This is a genomic window from Janthinobacterium sp. YR213 (assembly GCF_900099875.1).
Taxonomy (GTDB): domain Bacteria; phylum Pseudomonadota; class Gammaproteobacteria; order Burkholderiales; family Burkholderiaceae_D; genus Janthinobacterium; species Janthinobacterium lividum.
On the sequence record NZ_FNDA01000001.1, the window covers coordinates 466,618 to 483,391 of the forward strand.

The window sequence follows — 16,774 nt, forward strand, 5'->3', positions numbered from 1 at the left end:
GCGCCTGGCTCAAGCTGGCTGGGAGCGCATCTGGGGCGCCATCTTACCTTGCAGATGCACATCGATCAAGGCGAGCAGGCGCTCGATCAGCTGGGGCGGCATGTCGTGCCCCATGCCTTCGATGACTTCCAGCCGGGCGCCCGGGATCAGCGCCGCCGTATCGATGCCGCAGGCGACGGGGATCAGGGGATCGGCCGCGCCATGGATCACCAGCGCCGGACAGCTGATGCTCGGCAACAAGGCCGTGCGCTCGCCCGAGGCGGCGATGGCCACCATTTGCCGCGCCACGCCTTCCGGGCAACTGCCCCGCTGCAGCGCCGCCTCGATGCGCTGGTACAGCAGTTTTTCCGAGACGGGATAGGCGGGACTGCCGATGACGCGCACGGTGGCGGCCATGTGCGCCATCAGTTCGGCGCGGCTGGCGTTGCGTTTCGGGCGTTGCAATAGAGCGTTGCGCGCGGCCCGCGTGGGGCCGGGCAAGCCGCGCCGGCCGCTGCTCGACATGATGGACGTCAAACTGAGCACCTGCTGCGGCGCGCGCGCCGCCATCACTTGCGCGATCATGCCGCCCATCGACACGCCGATCACATGCGCCTGGGCAATGCGCAGGGCCGCCAGCAAGCCCAGCGCATCTTCCGCCATGTCATTGAGGGTGTAGGAAGTTTTCAGGGGCCAGCCGACCAGGTTTTTCACGTAGGCCAGCGGCAGATAGGGTTTGCCCGCCAGCGCCATCTTGCTCGACAGGCCGCTGTCGCGGTTGTCGAAACGCAAGACGCGAAACCCTTGCTCGACGATGCCTTCGACGAAGTCCGCCGGCCAGGCAATCAATTGCATGCCCAGGCCCATGACCAGCAGCACGCACGGATCGTTGGGGTCGCCGTGGCTCTCATAAGCTATGTTGAGGCCGTTCGCCATGATGGTTGCCATGATTGCCTCTCTTCCAGGAACCAGCACGCAGGCACGATCGCTGCGGCCTTGCAATCAGCATACCACTATTGTGCTTCAGACATGAGACCGGCACGCGGCACTCAGCTGAAGTGTTGCCACGCCGGTACGGCGCGCGGCAACGGTGACGAATCAACGGTGCTGCTTACTTGGCTTTAGGCAAGGAATCGGCCAGGTCGACCCAGCTTTGCGGCTGCGGTTTGCCCCGTTCGCGCACGCCGAAGAAGGAGACCACTTGCGTGCCGTCCTTGTCGAAGAACTCGACGGAGGTGACGCCGCCGCGCTTGACGACCCAGCCGCTGCGCAGGGCCGTGTCGCGGATGTGCAGGTTGAAGTCCGGGTCCAGCACGTTGAAGAAGCCGCCGGCGGCCATGGTTTTCTCGATCTTGCCGCTGTAGATCTGCGTCAAGCCTTCGTTGCCCAGGAACACCATGATGGCGACCTTGTCCTTTGCCGCGTTTTCCAGCAGGGTACGCAGTGCTTCGGGCGTCACGCGCTCGACCACGCCGGCCGGCGCCAGGCGCAGGGCCTGTTCGCGCGACAGGTGGAATTCACGCATGATTTGCGCAAACTGGTGCACGTCCGTCATGTCTTTCCAGGCCAGCTGGAATTCCTTGACATCGATCTCGGCATCCGGCTTTTCCGCCGCTTTCGGCGCCACGGCCAGCACGTTCAGCTCCGCGCTTTGCTGCGGCAGGCGGAACGTCGCCACCAATTTATCGTAGACGGCCACGCCCGGCTCGTTGCGCAGGTAGATCTTGTGCACGGCCGTGCCGTTGGCGTCAAAAAACTGCAGGCTGCGCGTCGGCTTGCCATCGCGGCCCGCCTGTTCCACGGCAAATGCGTATTTCCAGTTTTCAAAGTGGAAACGCAGGTCGATCTGGCCGCCCAGGTAGCCGCCGGCGATATTGCGCTGGCGCGCTTCCGTTTCCGGATCCTGCTTGGCGTCGGCCTGTTCCGACTTGTCGCCCGCCTGCTTGAATTTGCTGGCAACGCCCGTCGTTTCGATGACGCCATTTTCATTGCGCGTGATCGCTTGCACGATGCCCAGGTCCAGCGCGGCGCGCATGATTTCACGCGGCTGGTTGCCGTCGGCCTGCAGGCGCGTGACGCCCTTGCCGATGTTGGTTGCCAGCAATTGCGCTTCGGATATACCCAGCGCGCGCGCCGCGTCGCGGATCTGCAGCTTCGGCTGCTCCGTGCGCAAGGTGGACCAGCGTTCCGCCAAAGTGGCTGGGGCCGCGTATGCGTTTGCGATCAGCAGGCTGCCTAGCAGGGATAGAACGAGTTTGGATAACTTCATAGAGAGACCATTCAATCAAACATGGAAAAAAAGAGGGGCAAGCACCCCTCCCCGGTAAAAATCAATAGTTGATGCTGAGGCTGGCGGCGACGTTGCGGCCCGGCTTGGCGTAGCGCTCGATCTCCGCGCGGCTGGCCACCGTGGTGCCGGCGGACAGGCTGCGCGCAGCGGCGTAATCCCAGTACTTGCGGTCCGTCAAGTTGTACACACCGAAGATGATCTTGGCGTTCTTGTGCACGTTCCAGTACGTCGACAGGTCGAAGATGGTGTACGACGGCACCTTGAAACGCGGCGCCGTCGTGCCCATCAACAGGTCGTTCGGCGCCTGTTTCTCGCCGGCATGCAAGGCCGTCAGTTCCAGGCCGAACAGCTGGTTCGCATGGTCGTAGCCGAAGGTCAGCGCCGTCTTGGGCGGCGCCACCGAAGCCAGGCCGCCGCTCTGGCCCGTCTGGGTATTGAAGGAGCGGCCCTTGGCCACGCCCGTGGCCAGGTCGACGCGGTAGCCCTGCATGGCAGGCGACCAGGCACCCAGCTCCGCGCGCAAGCTCAGCTCGCCACCCCAGGTGCGGGCATCGCCGATGTTTTCCGGACGGAACAGACCCTGCACGATGGTGGGGAAATTGACCGGATCGTCTTCCTGCGCCACATACTCGATCATGTTCTTGTATTCCGTCTGGTAGACGGAGGCGTGCATGCTCAAGCCCTTGACGATGTCGCCCTTCAAGCCCAGCTCGTATGCCTGACTGGTTTCCTTGCGCAGATTCGCATTGCCCAGCACGGCATAACCGGTGCCCGTGCCCGTGTAGCTGAAGGAATCATAGGTGCCCGTGCGCTCGGCCGCCGTCGGCAGGCGTGTGCCGCGCGTCACGGTGGCATAGGCATTCATCTGCGGCAGCACTTCCACGGACAGGCTCAGGCTCGGCGTGAAATAGGTATCGCTTTCCTTGCGCACTTCCTTGGCGGCATTGGGCACGGCGATCACATAGTTTTGCAGGTTTTTCGGTTCCAGCTTGCGGTAGTCGGCGCGCAGGCCCGGCGTCAGCACGGCTTTCTTGCCGCCCAGGTTAAAACTGAGGTCGTCGCGCACGTACAGGGCCAGCTTGGTGGCATCCATGTCGGCCATGCGGTTCTTGCGCGTGATCTGGTGCACGCCCGTGGCGATGATGGTGCGGTCTTCCACCCATGGACGGCGCGATTTGCTCTGCTCCAGCTGCACGCCGTACAGCAGCGCATTGTCGGCATTGACTTGCTTGAACGCTTCCGACGTCAGGCCGATGCTGTCATTCTTGAAGCTGGTATCGATGGTCCGCTGCGACGGGCTGCCGAAGGTGTAGCGGCCTTGCGTCTGGTCATCGATTTTCGCATTCTGCAGATACACCTTCGACGTCAGGCGGTCGAACAGGGCGTAGTCCTTCAGCGCCACGTCGTGGCCCAGGCTGACGCGCGTGCGCTTGGTGGTGGAGTCCTGCTGCACGCCCGTCGGATAATACGTGCTGACCTTGTTGCGCAGATCGCGCTTGTTCTTGCGCTCGAACATGTCGACCGTCAAGTCCAGCTTTTGTTCGCCCGGCAAGGCCCACACCAGCTTGGACAGCAAGGCGTTCGAATGCCAGTCGTCCGGATTGACGGGGGCGCTGCCGCGGCTGTCCGTCTGCTCGCCATCGCGGTGCACATACACGGCCAGGCCTTGCAGATTGGCGCCGATCTTGGCGGCACCCGTCAAGGTGTGCGCATTGCTGCGGTCCGCCGTGGCGCGGCCGTATTTATACGCCACATAATGGTCCACGCCTGCGCCCAGGTAATCCTCGGGCGACTTGGTGATGAACGCCACGCTGCCACCCAGGCCAGGATTGGCGCCGCTGGCGGCCGTCGTGCCCGAATCGATGCGCACCTCGCGGAAAGTTTCAGGATCGAAATAGTCACGCCCCGTGCCGAAGGCGTTCAAGGTGGTGCCGTCCGGCTTCGGTGCCGCATCCGGCAGGGAAATGCCATCCACGTCCAGGCTGACCCGGTTGCCTTCCATGCCGCGGATGTTGTAGCCCGTGTTGCCCGAACCATCCCACACGCTGCCGGCGCCCGATGCCGCCATTGGCGTGCTGATCAGCGGCTGGTAGCGCACGATGCCGGCCATGTCCGTCACGTTGCGGCGCTCCAGGTCGTCGCTGCGGATCACCGTCTTGGTGCCGGCGCGGCGCTCATAGTCTTGCTTGGCATTGACGACGATTTCCGGGAAGACAGGCAGCTTGGCCGGTTCCTGCGCGGCCGTGCCCGCGTTGATGGCGGCCGTTTGGGCCACGGCAGGCAGCAGCGGCGCTGCAAACAGGCCCAGCAAGGCGGCGTGCAGCACCAGGTTGTGGCGGCGGGCAGGCAGGTGGACTGGGGATACAACGGGCGCAGCGAAGCGCTGCAGAGGCACAGTAGTCATGATGATCCGGTCTAAGAGTAAAGGCTGGCTCTTGAACCCGGATCGATAACGATGCGCAAGGGAAGTTTGCTGGCGAAAACAATACTGTAACACGAATCATTCTCATTTGAGAATGGTGAAGTGGTCTAGACAGATGTTATTTCGCAACAGTTATAAAAATGCCAGCCTCGGTGGCTGGCAAGGAGGGCTGGCTGGGCAAGGCCGTGGCGGCCCTGCCCTGTCAGGGCTGGCGTCAGGCCTGCGGATTGGCCAGCTTGCGCGCTTCCGCCTGCGCGCGGCGGCGCTCGGCAAAGAAGCGCTTGAGGAAAGCGCCGCACTCGTCGGCCAGCACGCCGCCTTCGATGGCCGTCTGGTGGTTCAACGCAGGCTGCTCGAACAGGTTCAGCACGGAACCGCAGGCGCCCGTCTTCGGATCGCCCGCGCCATACACCACGCGCGCCAGGCGCGCATGCAGCATGGCACCCGAGCACATCACGCACGGCTCCAGGGTCACGTACAGTTGGCAGCCGGGCAAGCGGTAGTTGCCCAGCTTGTCGGCGGCCGCGCGCAAGGCCATCACTTCCGCGTGCGCCGTGGGGTCGTGGCGGCCGATAGGCTGGTTGTAGCCCACGGCGATGACTTCCCCATCCTTGACGACGACGGCGCCGACGGGCACTTCGCCCAGGTCCCACGCGTTCTGGGCCTGCTCGAGGGCCAGCCGCATATAGCGCGCATCCTGCGCGCTAGCGTGCGTTTCAGTCATCGGTCACTTCTGCCCAGCAATTCGGCGTTTCATGCAGCACCAGTTTATGCAGGTGCAAGCCCGTGCCGAAATGGTCGGTAAACGCCGCCTTCAGTATCTCGAAAGCGATGCGCGCCAGGTTTTCCACGGTCGGGATGCGGTCGATGACGACGGTTTTATGGTCGGGCAGGCTGGCCAGGAAGTCGCGTACGGCCGTGTCTTTTTCATAGACGAGGAAGGCATGGTCCCAGACATCGACCAGGTGCTGCTTGGCCAGGGTTTTCACGTCGGAAAAGTCCATGATCATGCCATTGTCGGAATTGCCTTCCGCTTCGATGACCTGGCCGACCAGGGTGATTTCCACCGTGTAGCGGTGGCCATGCAGGTTGCGGCACTGGCTTTTGTGGTCGGGAATGCGGTGGCCCGCGTCGAATTCGAGCTTGCGTGTGATAGTCAGCATATTATTTGATTAAGGTATTTGCAGGAGTTTATGGGTTTGCAGGCTCAGCTTCCACTTCGGGTTGCTTTTGCACGTCTCGATGGCCAGCTTCATGTTGTGCGCGGCCAGGGGGCCGTCCATCGCTTGCACGAAGAAGTTCTCGAAGTCCAGTTGTTCGTAGGCGGCCAGGTCTTGCTGGAACTGGGGAATGACCACCTTGATTTCATTACCCTTGTGCACCACCAGGGTGGAGCCCATCTTCGGGCTGACGCAGATCCAGTCCACGCCGGCCGGCACGGGCAAGGTGCCGTTGGTTTCGATGGCGATGGTAAAGCCCACCGCATGCATGGCGTCGATCAGCGCCGTGTCCAGTTGCAGCAGCGGTTCGCCGCCCGTAAACACCACGTATTTGCTCGGCGCGTAGCTGGCCGGCCACAGGCTGTCGATCAGCGCGGCCAGTTCCTGCGGCGTCTTGAACTTGCCGCCCAGCTCGCCATCGGTGCCGACGAAATCCGTGTCGCAGAACTGGCACACGGCCGTGGCGCGGTCGCTTTCGCGGCCCGTCCACAGGTTGCAGCCGGAAAAGCGGCAAAACACGGCTGGACGGCCCGCATGCGCGCCTTCGCCCTGCAGGGTGTAAAAAATCTCTTTGATGCTATAAGTCACTGTATTTCCTAAGAGCTGGCTGGCGTCATCGCGCAGGGCGAACGCATCGAGGCCGGCGCACTGCGCCGTCACTGCAAAAGCCGATTGACAACCCTCTATTATATGCCGCCACGACACTTCCCGTGCAAATGCCGTGCCTGCCACCTGCCGCCGCGGCATCCAGGGGGCAAGAAAGCCACACAGGCAGGCATAACGACGTAGCTTTTGCGTTTAGACAATATAAATAGCCCCAAGTTAATATATTTTCTGTAAGAGCATTGCCTGATGGAAAACATTTTTGGGGAGCATGGACATGCTGCAACGCTGGATACGTCCGCCGTACCGCCTGAGCATTCTGGCCTGCCTGGCGGCCGCTGCACTCGCTTCCCTGCACGCCGGCCATGCCGCCGAGCCGATGCTGCAGACTGGCGCAGCGTCCCCTTCGATGCTGGCCTGCGCCGTCCTGCTCGGTGCGCTGGCGCTGCTGCTGTGGCGCCTGCGCCGCCTGGCGCTGCGCCTGCAGGCGCTGGAACAGCTGCGCGCAGAAGCCGAGCAGGCGCGCCTGGCGGGCGAGCAGAACAAGGCGCGCGAACAGGAGCGCCTGCGCATCGGGCGCGACATCCACGACGACCTGGGCCAGCATCTGCTGACCCTGAAAATTGACCTGGCCATGCTGCAGACCAGCATGCATGACGCGGCGCCCTTGCTGGCGCGCCAACTGGCCATGATGGCGCGCAATGTCGACCTGAGCATCGCGGCGCTGCGCTGCGTCATCCACGACCTGCGCCCGCCCGCCCTCGACGCGGGCCTGCAAGCGGCGTGCGACGGCTTGCTGGCGGACTTCAAGCGCACCACGGGCATCGATTGTAGCTGCGATTACCGGCTCGACGCCGCCGCCGGCAGCGCGCATGGCGCCCTGCTCTACCACGCGCTGCAGGAAGCGCTGGCGAACATCGCCCGCCATGCGCGCGCCACGCATGTCCAGCTATGCCTGCAGCAAACGGGCGCCACCCTGGCATGCCGCATCAGCGATGACGGCGTCGGGCTGTCGGGCTCGCCACCGCGCCTCGGTTGCGGCCTGTCCGGCATGCATGAGCGCGTGGCCGCCGCCGGCGGCAGCCTGCACATCGAAAGCCACAGCGGCGCCGGCACCACCTTGCGCGTGTCGCTGCCCCTGCCAGGCGGCCACGATGAGGCGACGCTCCATCGCTGAAAATATTGCTCAATATCAATACTATCGACTCTCCACACTGCATCATGGCCAGCGAGCCAGCCCCATTCACCCCGAGAAGGATGCTTACATGCCGGATAGCCATGCACATGCCAGCGCATCGCCCTGCGATGCAGCCCAGGGTTTCGCCGTCAAGATGATGGAATTGCTGGTGGTGCCCACCTTTGTCCTCGACGCGCATGGCCAGGTGATGATCTGGAACCGCGCCTGCGAGCAGTTGACGGGCGTGCCGGCGGCCGAAGTGCTGCGCACGCGCGAACCGGGCCGCTGCTTCTACAACGACGAGCGCCCCACCCTGGCCGACCTGCTGCTGGCCGGGCGCGGCGGCGACATGCGCGCCCTGCACGCGCAACAGCAATACCGCAGCAGCACGGGCAGCAATCTGTGCGCGGAAAACTGGTGCGACATGCCCCGCACGGGACGGCGCCGCTACCTGGCCGTCGATGCCAGCCCCATCTATGGCAATCACGGCGAACTGATCGCCGTCGTCGAAACCCTGCGCGACATGACGGATGAAAAACGCGCGCATGTGGAGCTGGAACGCCTGGCCACGCGCGACGGCCTGACGGGCCTGGCCAACCGGCGCTGCTTCGACGACACCATCCTTGCCGAATGGCAGCGCGCCCAGCGGCAAGGCCAGCCCCTGTCACTGCTGATGGTCGATGTCGACAATTTCAAGGAATACAACGACAGCCACGGCCACCAGGGCGGCGACCTGTGCCTGCGCAAGGTGGCCGGCGCCGTGGCCAGCGAAATGCGCACGAACGACCTGGTGGCCCGCTATGGCGGCGAAGAATTTGCCGTCATCCTGCCGAACCAGTCGCTCAAGGGCGCGGCCATCGTGGCCGAACGCATCCGCCAGCGCGTGGAACGGCTGCAACTGCCGCGCAAGCGTCCCGACGGCGCCTGCGTCACCGTCAGCATCGGCGCCGCCACGGCCCTGCCCGGCCCCGGCACGGAACTGGGGCAGCTGATCCACACGGCCGACTGCGCCCTGTACCGCGCCAAGCACCTGGGCCGCAACCGCATCAGCCTGCCGGAAACGACGCTCGCCTAGGCAACACAGAAGCACGACCAAATTTGGTGTATATTTGGTCCTATCGTATTTTTTTCGCATTCGGAGCCGCCATGGACTTCAAGGAACGCATCAAGCCGATTTCCTATCTCAAGGCCAATACCACCGAGATCGTCAACAGCTTTGACGCGGGCCAGGACGAGCCCATCATCATCACGCAAAATGGCGAAGCGAAGATGGTCGTGCTGTCCATGCACGCGTATCAGGAAGGCAAGCGGCAAGCGCGGCAGATGCAGGAGCAGCATGCATTCATGAAACTGATCGCCATGGGCAACCAGGACATCGCGCGTGGCGACGTGGTGTCCGAAGAAGACTTCCTGGCCAGCCTCGATCAGGACTGACATGGCGCGCATCGTCGTGCTGAAAAGCGCGCAAGCCGATTTCAATGAACTGCGCAGCGACTTCAAGGCACGCCACACGGCGGCCGCCCATGCCCAGTTCATCGCGGCGTTCCGGCAATTATTTCCCGATCTCAAGACCTTTCCCGACAGCGGCACGCCCGTCGAAGCCGCCCGCGAAGTTGGCATGGATGTGCGACAACACCTGTGCGAAGAAATCCGCGTCGTGTATCACCATGAGCGCGCGCACGACATCGTGTGCATCCGCATGTTCCTGCCCACCAAACGCGACTTCCTCGCCCACTTGACGGCGCGCATCCTGCGGCCCGACTGTTAGCCCCTATGCAGGGCGGCACGAATATTCTATGCTGCGGCGTTGCACTTTCCAAATTCCAAGAAAAGAAGGAGCCCCCGTGTCAAGAATCATGCCCGTTTTATTACCCGCTTTCGCCCTGGCCCTGTCGGCCATGGCTTCGTCGAACCTGGGTGCCGCGCCCGTCAAACCTGCCGCCGCCCACGGCGTTGCCGCCAGCAAGGCCGATTTGCTGCCGTTCAAGGCGACGGAAAAGACCCTGGCCAACGGTTTGAAGATCATCATCGTGCCGACCGGCTTCCCCAACCTGGTCTCGCTGCAGATTCCCGTGCAGACGGGTTCGCGCAATGAAGTCGAGCCGGGCAAGTCCGGCTTTGCCCACTTTTTCGAACACATGATGTTCCGCGGCACCAAGGCTTATCCGCCCGAAAAATACCAGGAAGTCATCACCCGCGCCGGCGCGCGCCAGAATGCGTATACGAGCGACGACGTGACGAATTACCACACGACGTTTGCCAAGCAGGACCTGGAAACCGTGCTGAAGGTGGAGGCGGACCGCTTCCAGCATCTCGACTATGCGGAAGACGCGTTCAAGACGGAATCGCGGGCCGTGCTGGGCGAATACAACAAGAACAGCGCCAATCCAGTCTCGAAACTGTTCGAAGTGATGCGCGACAGCGCCTACACGACGCATACCTACAAGCACACGACGATGGGTTTCATCCAGGACATCGAAGACATGCCGAACCAGTACGCGTACTCGAAGGTCTTCTTCGACCGCTGGTACCGTCCCGAGCGCACCACCATCATCATCGCCGGCGACGTGGAACCGCAGCAAGCCATCGCGCTGGTGGAAAAGTACTGGAGCGCCTGGCAGCGCGGCAAGCAGCAAGCGGCCGTGCCCATGGAACCAAAGCCGCGCGGCCCCGTCTACAAGCATGTGGCCTGGCCCACGCCGACCCTGCCGTGGGTCGCCGTCGGCTTCCACGCGCCCGCGTTTTCCGTAAAGGACAAAGACCAGGCCGCATTGGCGACGCTGCTGTCGCTGTCGTTCGGCCGCACCTCGCCGCTGTACAAGCGCCTGGTGCAGAACGAGCAAAAGGTCGACCAATTGTTCGACATGACACCGGAGCGGGTCGACCCGACCCTGGCCGTGCTCGGCGCGCGCGTGAAAAACATCGACGATGCCGTCTACGTGCGCGACGCCATCCTGGCTACCGTGGCGCAGCTGCGCGATACGCCAGTGAGCGAAAAAGACCTGGCGGATGCCAAGTCGGCGGAAAAATACGGCTTGATCCGCTCGCTGGACAACACGGAGCAGATCGCCGGCACCCTGGCTTCCTTCGTGCATTTCGACCGCTCGTACGCCACCATCAACCAGTACTACCGGCTGATCGATACGCTGACGCCGGCCGACCTGCAGGCGGCCGCGCGCAAATACCTGACGGACGACGGGCTGGTAGTGACGACCCTGTCGCACCAGCCGATGGCGGCCGCCATCGCCACCACGCCGACACTGGCCAGCCTGCTGCCAGCCGCCTCGAACGCGAAGTTCGACGTGCTGGTGCAAAAGTCCGCGCTGCCGCAAATCCGCTACAAGCTGCTGTTTACGGCCGGTTCCGCGCAAGATCCGCAAGGCAAGGAAGGCCTGGCTGCGCTGACGGCCGCCATGGTGGCGTCCGCTGGTTCGTCCGAGCGCAAGATCGACGAAGTCAACCAGGCCCTGTTCCCCCTGGCCGGCAGTTTCAGCCAGCAGACGGACAAGGAAATGACGACGTTTACGGGCTCCATCCACAAGGATAACTGGACGCAGTTCAACGCCATCGCCCTGCCCCTGCTGCTCTCGCCCGGTTTCCGCGAAGACGACTTCCGCCGCCTGAAGGATGCGCAAAAGAATGCGCTGCTGCTGGACCTGAAGGACAATAACGAAGAGGAATTCGCCAAGGAACGCCTGCAAACCAATGTCTACGCGGGCACGCCGTACGGCCACCCCGTGCTGGGCACGGTCGCCGGCATCGACGCCATCACCCTCGACGATGTGAAACAGTTCTGGAAGAGCGCGTATGCGCAAGGCGCCGTCAAGGTGGGCATTTCCGGCGATGTGTCCGACGCCATGACGGCCTCGCTGACGCAGGCGCTGGCAAGCTTGCCGGCCGGCCCCGGCTTGCCAGCCACGGTAAAACCCGTCGGCCGCAAGGCGCAGGGCCTGGAAGTGGAAATCATCGAGAAGAACACGCGCGCCACGGCCATTTCCTTCGGCTTGCCTTTGGAGGTGACGCGCACGCACCCGGACTTCCCCTCCCTGTGGCTGGCAAAGACGTGGCTGGGCGAGCACCGCGCCTCGAATTCCTACCTGTATCAGCGCATCCGTGAAATCCGCGGCATGAACTATGGCGACTACGCGTACATTGAAGCCTTCCCGCGCGGCATGTACCAGTTCTTCCCGAACCCGAACCTGGGCCGCAAGGCGCAGCTGTTCGAAATCTGGATCCGCCCCGTGGCGCCGGACAACGCCCACTTCGCCCTGCGCGTGGCACTGACGGAATTGGGCAAGCTGGTCGACAACGGCCTGACGCAGGACGATTTCGCCACCACCCGCGATTACCTGATGAAGAACGTCTTCGTCATGACGTCGACACAGGACCAGCAGCTGGGCTATGCGCTCGATTCGCAATGGTATGGCACGCCCGAGTTCACCAAGCTGATGCGTGATGGCTTGTCGAAACTGACGGTGGCGGACGTCAACCGCGCCATCAAGCAGCACCTGTCGGCGCAGAACCTGTCCGTGGTGATCGTCGCCAAGGATGCGGCCGGCTTGAAGGAAAAGCTCGTCAGCGACGCGTTTTCGCCCATCAAGTACGACGGCAACAAGCCGCAGGCGCTGCTCGATGAAGACAAGGTCATCGGCGCGATGAAGCTGAACATCAAGCCGGCCGCCGTCACCGTCACGCCAGCGGCGCAGGCGTTCGCGAAGTAAGCGTTTTGCCAGATCAAGCTCGTCCGGCAAGCTGCATTGGACGAGGTTGATCTGGCATTCGGCGCGGCCAAACCCGCCTTCAGGCCGCAAATCCCGGCCTTGGTCGCAAAGTATCATCTTGGCAATCGGCTTATCCGCATACTGTTTTTCGACTCTTCCCGAGTGAAAACCATGACAAGGATAGCCATGCACCTGCTCCATCCCCACCTTTACGCCACGTGCATCCTCGCCGCTGCCGCCCTGCCGGGCGCGCTGTACGCGCAGGCGCCGGCCCTCGCCGGACAGTGGCAATTCCAGACGGCGACAGGCACGACCACGACAAATGGCGTCGAGATCGACCTGATCGACACGGGCATCCTCGACATTACCGAAGAGCAAGCCGACTGGCGCGCGACGATCGCGTGGCTCGACGAACGGGGCCAGCTCACGCCGCCGCGCACGGTCAAGGGCACGCCAGGCCCCGCCGGCACCATTTTCAGGCACGGCGGCAAGCGCGTCAGCACGGGGCGCAACGGCCAGGACATCAGCACCGAGGTGACGATCCGCTGGACCTTGCAAGCCAAAGGCGACGTGCTGAGCGGCGAACGCCTGGTCGAAACCGATGAGAATGAACCCAAGCCTGTGAGCGGCACGCGGCTGAAGGAACGCTATGTGCCGCCCGCGCTGCCGGCCGCGACGCCAGTGGCAAGCGGCGCCGCGCGCGGCCCTTCCACGCCGGCCGAACGCGCGCGCGTGGTGCAGATGGCGCAAGAGGCGCAGCGCGATCCCCTGGCCGTGCAACAGCGCGACGGCGCCTGGCTGGGCGCATGGATAGAAGCGATTCCCGACTTCACCTTACCGGCCAGTGCGCTGGAAAGCTGGCTGGCCATCGCCAGCCAGGCCGCCATCCGCGAGGCGACCGTCTTTCAATACCTGGCCAGCGCGATGGCTTTCCAGATCGAACACCCGGACCAGGCCGGGCGGCAAAGCGCCAGCGACCTGGCGGGGATGCAGGGCGTGCTGCGCGCCTACGAAACCCTGCTGCGACAGGATAAGCTGCACCGTTCCGCCAAGCTGGACGCGGCGCTGGCGGCGCGCCGGCAAGACAGGCTGCCCGCCTTCCTCGCCACGCTGTCCGGCAGGGATGCTGGTATTGAGGCGACGACATCGCCATCCGGCGACGCCACGGCGCGCCGGATTGTTGTGCTGGGCACCAGCGAACCGCGCGCAATGGACTGGCTCGACATCCTGAGCAACCGCTTCGGCGGCCGCATGGCCGGCAGCGATGCCTACACGCATGCGGCGCAATGGGCGCGCATGCAACTGCAGCAATGGGGTGTGCAAGCCGAGCTGGAAGAAGCGGGCCAGATGCCCGTCGGCTTCAACCGCGGTCCCTGGTCGGGCAAGATGCTGGCGCCCCGGGAGCAGCCCCTGCGCCTGGCGACGCCCGCCTATACGGCCGGCACCCGTGGCGTGCAGCAAGGCCAGGCAATCGTGGGGCCGGCCACCCTGGAAGAGGCGCTGGAGCACGCCGCGCAATTCAAGGGAAAATGGGTGCTGACCGGCGGCGAAAACAGCGGTGGCGGGCGCGATGGCAAGACCGTCCACCAGCCCAGGGCCATCACCCGGGTGCTGATGCAGGCCGGCGCCCTCGGCACCATCCAGTCTGGCGAAGAACCGCTGTATGCCGCCAGCGCCGCGCCCGCCACCTGGGCGGCCCTGCCGACCTTGCCTGACATCAAACTGGCCGCGCCACAATATGCCGACATCCGCCAGCGCCTGGCGCGCGGTGAAGCCGTGACCCTGGAGTTTGACATCCGCAACTGGTTCTATCCGGGGCCGGTGGCGTATCACAACGTCGTCGCCCGCATTCCGGGCACGGAAAAGCCGGAGGAAATCGTGCTGATCGGCGCCCACCTCGACAGCTACGATGGCGGCACGGGCGCGGCCGACAATGGCGGCGGCGTGGCCACCATGCTGGAGGCGATGCGCCTGCTAGCCAAGTCCGATGCCAGGCCCCGCCGCACCATCATGCTGGCGGCCTTCGGCGCGGAGGAAATCGGCCGCAAGGGTTCGTTCGCATTCGCCGAGCGGCATGCGGGGGAATTGCACAATATCGTCATGATGCTGAACCGCGATGGCCGGCCTGGCGCCATCGACGGCATTGCGATTCCTTCGGCCTGGAAACCCGTGTTTGGCCGGGTTGAACAGGCCCTGCAAGACATCCACCCCGTGTTCGGCTTCGCCACGACCATCAACGACGTGCCGCGCGATGCCGGCAAGGCGATGAATGCGCGCGCCGGCAGCGATGACGCTGTCTTCAGCCTGCATGGCGTGCCGACGCCGAAGTTTACCGTGCTCGGCGATTTCGACTATGCGCGCGTGCATCACACGGTGCTCGATACCTACGACAACGTGCAGCCCTTCAGTTCGGCGCAGCAATACTCGGCCATCGCCATCGCCTTGAGCGCGTATGAAGTGGCGAATGCGCCGGAGGAGCTCAGCCGGAAGGGCTACTATCGCGCCGCCAAGGCGGCGCGGTAGACGTCCCCGCCAGCATCACTCGAAGGGATTGGCCACCGACGTCACCTCGGGCGGCGGCAGCTGGTCGGGCAGCTCCTGCTTTTCCAGCTGCGCCACCACGTCGCCCAGCAATTTTTGCAATTGCTTCGCCAAGGCCAGGCCCGGCTTATCCAGGGTCAGGTCGATGTCGCCGCTGATGCTGATGCGGTCGATGCGGTTTTCGATAGTCAGGCTGCCAATGTCCAGCACATCGCTTTCATTGGCATACGGGACGAATTTCTTTGCGCACATGGGATTTCCTTTTTGACGGTCTTATTTCTTGGACTTGCTCTTTACCTTGGGCAAACTCAGCATGCGCAACTTTTGCTGGCGCGTCAGCGACGGTAACAGATCGATGCCTATCCTGTCTTCCAGTTGCGCAATGCTCAACACTTCATACGTCTTGGTATCGACGTTTTCAATGAAGTAGGCGGCGCCGGCGCGCTGGCGCGGGCTGTAGACGGCCTTGTACAGATGGCTGGGCACAATGACTCTTCCCACCTTGCGCAGGTTGCCACCAATAAAAGCCGGGCCCGTGATCACGTACAGGTCGCCTTCCTTCTTCGCCATCTTGCGCACGGCGCCCTCGATGCCGGCCCACACATAGCGGTTGTTGCGCGCATCCTGCGGCACCATGTTGGCGAGGGTGAAGCTGTCGCGCTGGCTCTGGCGGTCCGGCATGTCGCCGTTGGGCGCCATGTGGCCACGGTCGAAGCCGCTGCGCGCATAATCGGCCAGTTCCGCGCGCTGAGCGGCGGGCAGCTTGCGTTCGGCATGAAAAGAGTTTTCGCGCGACAAATCCTGTGCCGCTTCCAGGTTATTCGCCGTCAAGTGTTCAGCCGACCACAGCGGCGTGCGCGTGATACCCGAGTGCATCACGCCAAACACGTTGTAGCACAGCTCCTTGGTGCCCACGTCCAGCTTGGGGTTGGTGATTTCCGGCTTGCGGCCATCGACGTAATGGGCAGGACAGGCATCGGCATGCGCCAGGTTCGCGGCAAAGGCGGAAGCCAGCAAGCCGCACGCCAGGGTCAGCCTGGCGATCGATCGTTGAATCATATTTCCCTCTGAAATCTTGCAGGCCAGCATTCTAGCGGACGCCGGCCCTCAGCACCAAGCTGCACAAACCTGGCGTGCGCGGCGAAAAACAGGCGTACAGGCGGTCCTGCGCAGAGCTGGCGCAAATAAAGGCCAACAGGCCGCGCACAGCCATTCATATCTGCTAAGATTGCCTTGATTTGTTCGCATCGACCATTCAAGATTTGGAGAGCATATGATCAAAAAAACCCTGCTGCTGATCGTTGTCGTCGTCGCCGCCATCCTCGGCTATGCCACCACCAAGCCCGACACCTTCAGTGTCCAGCGCGAAATCACCATCAAGGCCCCGCCCGAGAAAATCGCCGCCCTGATCACGGACTTCCACTACTGGGCCGCCTGGTCGCCGTGGGAAAAGCTCGATCCGGCCATGCGCCGCACGTTTACGGGTCCGGCCAATGGCCTGGGCGCGCAATATGCGTGGACGGGAAATGACAAGGTGGGTGCCGGCCGCATGGAAATCACGGAAGCGGCCCAGCCCGAACGCACCGTCATCAAGCTGGACTTCCTCAAGCCGTTTGAAAGCCATAACACCACCACCTTTACCATGGCGCCCGAAGGCGATGGCACCAAGGTGAACTGGACCATGACGGGCCCCAGCCCTTACGTCAGCAAGGTCATGACGGTGTTCGTCAGCATGGATACCATGATAGGCAAGGATTTTGAAAAAGGCTTGAACAACCTGAAGGCGGCGGCGGAACGCTAAGCCCGCTCACCGCCACCAGA

15 protein-coding genes are annotated in these 16,774 nt (G+C 63.4%); 7 read left to right on the forward strand and 8 right to left on the reverse strand.

Features of this window, described 5'->3' with window-relative positions; all coding sequences use genetic code 11:
• Positions 1–9: 9 nt before the first annotated feature.
• From BLT98_RS02140 to queE, 6 genes are all read right to left on the reverse strand, one after another.
• The gene (locus tag BLT98_RS02140) at positions 10–927 is read right to left on the reverse strand and encodes an alpha/beta fold hydrolase (protein ID WP_070259397.1); all 918 of its coding nucleotides are present in this window, start codon (positions 925–927) and stop codon (positions 10–12) included.
• 163 nt (positions 928–1,090) lie between these two features.
• On the reverse strand, positions 1,091–2,248 hold the full coding sequence (locus tag BLT98_RS02145) for a hemin-degrading factor (RefSeq protein ID WP_092605016.1): 1,158 nt from the start codon (positions 2,246–2,248) through the stop codon (positions 1,091–1,093).
• A gap of 61 nt (positions 2,249–2,309) precedes the next feature.
• The gene (locus BLT98_RS02150) at positions 2,310–4,673 is read right to left on the reverse strand and encodes a TonB-dependent hemoglobin/transferrin/lactoferrin family receptor (RefSeq protein ID WP_092605017.1); all 2,364 of its coding nucleotides are present in this window, start codon (positions 4,671–4,673) and stop codon (positions 2,310–2,312) included.
• A 232-nt stretch (positions 4,674–4,905) separates the two neighbouring features.
• Complete coding sequence (gene tadA, locus BLT98_RS02155) at positions 4,906–5,415, reverse strand: tRNA adenosine(34) deaminase TadA (protein ID WP_092605018.1); 510 nt, start codon at positions 5,413–5,415, stop codon at positions 4,906–4,908.
• A complete protein-coding gene (gene queD, locus BLT98_RS02160; RefSeq protein WP_034785919.1) occupies positions 5,408–5,854 on the reverse strand; it encodes a 6-carboxytetrahydropterin synthase QueD in 447 nt (148 codons plus the stop codon). Before queD ends, tadA begins: the two co-directional genes overlap by 8 nt.
• Positions 5,855–5,863: 9 nt before the next feature.
• Complete coding sequence (gene queE / locus BLT98_RS02165) at positions 5,864–6,499, reverse strand: 7-carboxy-7-deazaguanine synthase (RefSeq protein ID WP_034785949.1); 636 nt, start codon at positions 6,497–6,499, stop codon at positions 5,864–5,866.
• A 286-nt stretch (positions 6,500–6,785) separates the two neighbouring features.
• Between queE and BLT98_RS02170 the strand changes: the two genes are divergently transcribed.
• From BLT98_RS02170 to BLT98_RS02195, 6 genes are all read left to right on the forward strand, one after another.
• Positions 6,786–7,691 carry a sensor histidine kinase gene (locus BLT98_RS02170; protein ID WP_092605019.1) on the forward strand — a complete coding sequence of 302 codons (906 nt, stop codon included), beginning with the start codon at positions 6,786–6,788 and terminating at the stop codon, positions 7,689–7,691.
• An 88-nt stretch (positions 7,692–7,779) separates the two neighbouring features.
• Entirely contained in the window at positions 7,780–8,766 is a 987-nt protein-coding gene (locus BLT98_RS02175) for a sensor domain-containing diguanylate cyclase (RefSeq protein WP_244517351.1), read from the forward strand.
• A gap of 71 nt (positions 8,767–8,837) precedes the next feature.
• Positions 8,838–9,125, forward strand: a complete 288-nt coding sequence (locus BLT98_RS02180) for a type II toxin-antitoxin system Phd/YefM family antitoxin (RefSeq protein ID WP_092606774.1) — start codon at positions 8,838–8,840, stop codon at positions 9,123–9,125.
• A gap of 1 nt (position 9,126) precedes the next feature.
• Positions 9,127–9,459, forward strand: a complete 333-nt coding sequence (locus BLT98_RS02185; RefSeq protein WP_092605020.1) for a type II toxin-antitoxin system RelE/ParE family toxin — start codon at positions 9,127–9,129, stop codon at positions 9,457–9,459.
• A gap of 76 nt (positions 9,460–9,535) precedes the next feature.
• Positions 9,536–12,412 (forward strand): M16 family metallopeptidase, encoded by a 2,877-nt coding sequence (locus BLT98_RS02190; protein ID WP_092605021.1) that lies wholly within the window; start codon positions 9,536–9,538, stop codon positions 12,410–12,412.
• A gap of 186 nt (positions 12,413–12,598) precedes the next feature.
• Positions 12,599–14,935 (forward strand): M28 family metallopeptidase, encoded by a 2,337-nt coding sequence (locus tag BLT98_RS02195; protein WP_170846260.1) that lies wholly within the window; start codon positions 12,599–12,601, stop codon positions 14,933–14,935.
• Between the two features lie 15 nt (positions 14,936–14,950).
• On the opposite strand, the gene BLT98_RS02200 is transcribed toward BLT98_RS02195, so the two are convergent.
• Together BLT98_RS02200 and BLT98_RS02205 are read right to left on the reverse strand one after the other, a co-directional pair.
• Positions 14,951–15,205 (reverse strand): nucleotidyltransferase family protein, encoded by a 255-nt coding sequence (locus BLT98_RS02200; RefSeq protein ID WP_034785932.1) that lies wholly within the window; start codon positions 15,203–15,205, stop codon positions 14,951–14,953.
• A 21-nt stretch (positions 15,206–15,226) separates the two neighbouring features.
• Entirely contained in the window at positions 15,227–16,012 is a 786-nt protein-coding gene (locus BLT98_RS02205) for a DNA/RNA non-specific endonuclease (protein WP_092606777.1), read from the reverse strand.
• 214 nt (positions 16,013–16,226) lie between these two features.
• Between BLT98_RS02205 and BLT98_RS02210 the strand changes: the two genes are divergently transcribed.
• Positions 16,227–16,754 carry an SRPBCC family protein gene (locus tag BLT98_RS02210; RefSeq protein ID WP_034785934.1) on the forward strand — a complete coding sequence of 176 codons (528 nt, stop codon included), beginning with the start codon at positions 16,227–16,229 and terminating at the stop codon, positions 16,752–16,754.
• The last annotated feature ends 20 nt before the right edge of the window (positions 16,755–16,774 follow it).